This is a genomic window from Methanoregula sp. (assembly GCF_002835825.1).
GTDB lineage: Archaea > Halobacteriota > Methanomicrobia > Methanomicrobiales > Methanospirillaceae > Methanoregula.
In genome coordinates this window covers 1-5,077 of record NZ_PIZH01000156.1, presented here as the reverse complement: position 1 = coordinate 5,077, position 5,077 = coordinate 1, and the positions used below count along the sequence as shown (strand labels likewise).

At 58.8% G+C, this 5,077-nt stretch carries 5 protein-coding genes; all 5 read left to right on the top strand.

Features of this window, described 5'->3' with window-relative positions:
• Positions 1-367 (top strand): molybdopterin dinucleotide binding domain-containing protein (locus CW742_RS06965; protein WP_292418350.1); only part of this gene is annotated, 367 nt, incomplete at its 5' end.
• Between the two features lie 2 nt (positions 368-369).
• Entirely contained in the window at positions 370-1,746 is a 1,377-nt protein-coding gene (locus CW742_RS06960) for a formylmethanofuran dehydrogenase subunit B (protein ID WP_292418347.1), read from the top strand.
• A 2-nt stretch (positions 1,747-1,748) separates the two neighbouring features.
• Entirely contained in the window at positions 1,749-3,476 is a 1,728-nt protein-coding gene (locus CW742_RS06955; RefSeq protein WP_292418344.1) for a formylmethanofuran dehydrogenase subunit A, read from the top strand.
• A gap of 7 nt (positions 3,477-3,483) precedes the next feature.
• The gene (locus CW742_RS06950) at positions 3,484-4,290 is read left to right on the top strand and encodes a formylmethanofuran dehydrogenase subunit C (protein ID WP_292418342.1); all 807 of its coding nucleotides are present in this window, start codon (positions 3,484-3,486) and stop codon (positions 4,288-4,290) included.
• A gap of 92 nt (positions 4,291-4,382) precedes the next feature.
• A partial coding sequence (locus CW742_RS06945) for a SagB/ThcOx family dehydrogenase (RefSeq protein WP_292418339.1) occupies positions 4,383-5,077 on the top strand: 695 nt, incomplete at its 3' end.

Below are 5,077 nucleotides of genomic sequence, written 5' to 3'. Positions count from 1 at the left end.
GGAAGGCGAGTCCATGGAGAAGGGAAAGACAAACCCGGACTATTTCGATGCCTGCTCCATCTCCGAGATGCACCCGGACGACATCAAACGGGCCGGCATCTGGAAGAACACCAACATCCGCGTGCCCAGTGAGTGCGGTACCGTTATTGTCAAGGCCATCGAGCCCACCCAATACTGCCCGCCGGGTCTTGCCCATATCCGGCAGGGCGTCTGGGCAAACCAGGTGGTCCCGCCCCGGACCCAGTCCACCGGCACCCCGCAGTACAGCGGCTTTCCGGTCACGGTCGAACCTGCACCAAACGAAAAACTAAAATCTGCCCTTGAGCTCGTTCAGGGCTCGGTCGGGCTCTGGCAAGGAGGTCAGTAATTATGCCTAAGCTTATCAAAGGCGTGGGATGCCCGTACTGCGGGTCGTCCTGCGACGACATTGAAGTGCTCGTTTCCGATGACGAAACCAAGATCCTCGAAGTGCACAATGCCTGCATCATCGGGAACAACCTGTTCCACCATGCAAACGATCCCACCCGCCCGAAGCTCCCGCGAATGCGCCAGCCCGACGGCTCCATGAAGGAGATACCGTATGCCGAGGCAGTCGACTGGATGGCAAAGACCATGCTCAACGCGAAAAAACCTCTCATCTACGGCTTTGGCTCCACCAACTGCGAGGGCATGAGTGCAGTCGCCCGCATCGCCGAGAAGGCCGGTGCGGTGCTCGACAACTGCGCAACCATCTGCCATGGCCCCTCGTTCCTTGCAATCTTCGACAACGGGTACCCGAGCTGCACCCTTGGCGAGGCCAAGAACCGTGCCGATGTCGTGGTCTTCTGGGGCTGCAACCCGATGCACGCCCACCCCCGCCACACGTCGCGGTACTCGATCTTCCCCCGCGGCTACTTCACCCAGAAGGGCCAGATGCAGCGGACCGTTCTCTGTGTTGACCCGCGCGAGACCGATACCGCAAAGCTTGCCGATCACCACCTGATGCTCGACCAGGGGCACGACTACGAGCTCTTCGACGCGTTCCGCACCGTGCTCAAAGGCTTTGAGATCCCCGAGACGGTTGCCGGCATCCCCCGCGAGAAGATCAAGGAGGCCGTCGAGATCATGAAGAAGGCCAAGTTCTGCATGATCTTCTTCGGCATGGGCTGCACGCACTCCGATGGCCGCAACCACAATGTGGACGCTGCCATCAGTTACACGCGCGACCTCAACGAGCACACCAAGTGCTCGATCATGGCAATGCGGGGCCACTACAACATTGCCGGCCCCGGCCAGGTCTGGTCCTGGCAGTTCGGGTTCCCGTACTGCATCGACCTCTCGAAAGGCTCGCACGCCCACATGAACCCGGGCGAGACGAGCTCGGTCGACCTTGCAATGCGCGACGAGGTGGACTGTTTTGTCAATGTAGGGACCGATGCAGGAGCACACTTCCCCATCCAGGCTGTCCAGCACTTGAAGAAGCACCCGTTCATTACTGTTGACCCGAACTTCTGCATGGCCAGCGAGATCGCCGACCTCCACATTCCCGTCCGTATAGCGGGCGTGGACGAGCCGGGGGTTGTCTACCGCATGGACAATGTCCCGATCCAGTTCCGGGCCGTCATCAAGGGCCTGCCCGGCGTCCCGAGCGACGAGGAACTCTTCGATATGGTCTACGAGCGCATGTGCGAACTGACGAACACCCAGCCGATCTGGCTTGCGGCAAAAGAAGACCGGAAATACCCCCAGAACCCGGCGGTGAGCTGAAGATGGCATCCAGAGAACTCATCATCAAAGGCGGCTTTGTTGTCGACCCGGCCCGCAAGATCGATGGCGATGTCGGCGATGTCGCCATCAAGGATGGAAAGATTGTTGAGAAGGTCAGCTCCTCTGCCAAAGTCATTGACGCGAAAGGCAAGGTCGTCATGGCCGGCGGGGTGGATGTCCACTCCCACGTAGCCGGGCCCAAGGTCAACGCGGGCCGGCTGATGCGTCCCGAGGACAAGTTCCGGGCAGGAATCGTCCGCGGCAACATGGCCCAGAAGAACGGCTACCGCATGGAGTCCGGCTTCTCGATCCCCACGGTCTTCAAGACCGGCTACGAATACGCCCGGATGGGGTACTCGTTTGTGATGGAAGCGGCAATGCCCCCGCTGCTCGCCCCGCATGTCCACGAGGAGATCCATGACACCCCGATCATTGATGAAGCCGCACTCCCGGTCTTTGGCAACAACTGGTTCGTGATGGACTATCTCAAGAAAGGCGAGGTCGAGAACACCGCGGCGTACATTGCCTGGCTCCTCAGGGCCACCAAGGGCTTCGGCATCAAGATCGTCAACCCCGGCGGCACGGCGGCATGGGGCTGGGGCCTGAACTGTATCGCTCTTGACGACCCGGTCCCGTACTTCGAGACCACCCCCCGCCAGATCATCACCGGGCTGATGAAAGCGAACGAATACCTCGGTCTTCCCCACTCGATCCATATCCACCAGAACGATCTTGGCAACCCCGGCAATTACCAGCTGACCATCGATTCGCTGAAACTTGCCGAGCAGGTCAAACCAAAGAACAAGTTCGGTCGCGAGCAGGTCATGCACTCGACCCATATCCAGTTCCACTCCTACAAGGGGACCGGCTGGGCAGACTTCGAGTCGGGCGCAAAAGAGGTCATGGACTACGTGAACAGGAACAAGGCCATTACGGTCGACCTCGGCTGTGTCACGTTCGATGAGACGACCACGATGACAGCAGACGGCCCGTTCGAGCACCACCTCCGCGGGCTCAATCACCTGAAGTGGGCCAATGTCGATGTCGAGCTCGAGACCGCAGCCGGCGTGGTGCCGTACATCTACGACCCGAACGTCAAGGTCTGCGACATCCAGTGGGCGATCGGCCTTGAACTGGCACTCTTTGCACAGGACATGAGCCGGACCTTCGTCACCACCGATCACCCGAACGCAGGGCCGTTCACCCGGTACCCCCGCGTTATCAAGTGGCTGATGTCAAAGAAAGCCCGCGAGGCTACCCTCGACTCGTTCAGACACAAGGACAAGGTCATCGATGCAACCCACATCCACGGCATCGACCGGGAACTCACCCTCTTCGAGATCGCCCAGATGACCCGGTCCGGCCCGGCAAAATGTCTTGGCCTTGGTGCCTATTACGGGGGGCTTGCTCCCGGCATGCTTGGTGATGTGATGGTCCTCGACCTCAACTACAAGGACATGCCCAAAGATCCCGAAAAGATCGAGGCAGCATTCCAGCGTGCAGCATGCTTTGTCAAATCGGGCGAGATCGTGGTCCGGGATGGCGAGGTTGTCAGCAATGGCCACAAGAAGACGGTCTGGGTCAATGCAAAGGTTCCCGAGAACGCGCAGGTCAAACGCGATATTGCCCAGAGCTTCACGAAGGACTATACGGTTGACCTCATCAACTACGTGGTCCGGGACTATCTTGCCCCGCACCCGATGGTTATCGATGTTGAAGTGGAGGCCTGATGCAACCATGGCAACCGTAACGTTAAAACCGATCAAGACCCCCGAGCTCATCTTCGAGGGTTACAGCATCACACCCGATGCGTTTGCAGGAAAGACCGCACAGCAGATCGCCGGGCTTACGGGTCACGAGGGCAAGATCGTGACGACGATCGGGGACTTCTTCGAGGTCTCCGGAAATGCCGGCGAGACTGCGGCGGACACGGATATTATCATCAACGGCGACTGCGCCCGGGTAAAATACATTGGCTCGAAAATGACGGCCGGCTCCGTCACGGTCAACGGCAATGCCGACATGTATCTCGGCGGCTGGATGAAGGGTGGAAAGATCTATGTCACGGGTAACGTTGACTCGTTCTGCGGCATCCAGATGCAGGGTGGCGAGATCCTTATCGATGGCGATGCCAAGAACCATGTCGGCTGCGCGTACCGTGGCGACTGGAGGGGCATGAAGGGCGGCACGATCCGGATCAGGGGCAGTGCCGGCAATGATATCGGGACCTTCATGCTCGGCGGCACCATCATCATTGAGAAGAACGCATTCATCCACGTCGCACCCCATGCAGAAGGTGGCACCGTTATCATCAAGGGCGATGTCGAGGGCCGTGTCGGCGGCCAGATGGTCAAGGGCGACATGTACGTGCTCGGGAAGATCAAGTTCATGATGCCCGGGTACCAGAAAGTTGGCACGGTCGAGAAGGAAGTCGATGGTGTTACGCAAACCTTCGACCACTATATCGGCGACCTTGGCGAGAGGCACCCCAAAAGCAAGGGCCAGATTGTCTACGCTAACCTGTACCTAAAAGCAGCAGCATGAACCAGTTGTCTCGTATCACACACTGTATTCCGGGGCATCCCGGTAACCAGGTATACAATTTTTAGGAGTCCTGTTTTCTGGAGCATGAAACAATGAGCACAATCTGTAAGGAATTCATGGAAAGGACCCGGTACCCTGATTATTCCACGGTGGACCTTGTCCTCAGAAAGCCGGAGCCCCCGCATGAGCTCCCGGTAAAGGAAGGCCAGACAACAATCCGGCTCCCGGATCCGAAGAAGTTCAAAGGAGGGGAGATTCCCGTAAGAAACGCCATCGCAACCTGGGAGCCTGTGGGGTTCTTCTCGCGTTCCTCTGTCACGCTCGCGGAACTCTCGTACCTCCTCTGGTGCATGCAGGGATTCCGGAAGATTGTAGCGGAGACCATCCAGCTCAGGAACGTCCCTTCCAGCGGCTCGCGCTATCCGCTGGAGATCTTTTTTGTGGCAAACGAGGTCGAGGGGCTTGAGACCGGCCTGTACCGGTACCTCCCGAAATCCCACAGTATTGTTGCGGAACGGATCGATTCGGACCTGACGATGGAGATGAGCACAGCGAGCTTAAATTTCAAGATCCTGACAAGGGCAGCAGTGGCATTCCTCTGGGTTGCCGTGCCGTACCGCTCGGTCTGGGCGCTGGGAAACCGGGGGTACCGGAGCGCCCTGATCGAGGCCGGGCACAGCTGCCAGAACCTCATTCTCGCTGCCGAGGGCATCGGGCTCAGGGTATTTCCTTCGGATATGTTCCACGACGAGCTGATGACCAAACTTTCGGATCTCGACCCGGAGAC

Bases quoted from the DNA above. Each gene is read 5' to 3' on its own strand.
- CW742_RS06950 (WP_292418342.1), top strand. From the start codon at position 3,484: ATGGCAACCGTAACGTTAAAACCGATCAAGACCCCCGAGCTCATCTTC.
- CW742_RS06960 (WP_292418347.1), top strand. From the start codon at position 370: ATGCCTAAGCTTATCAAAGGCGTGGGATGCCCGTACTGCGGGTCGTCC.
- CW742_RS06955 (WP_292418344.1), top strand. From the start codon at position 1,749: ATGGCATCCAGAGAACTCATCATCAAAGGCGGCTTTGTTGTCGACCCG.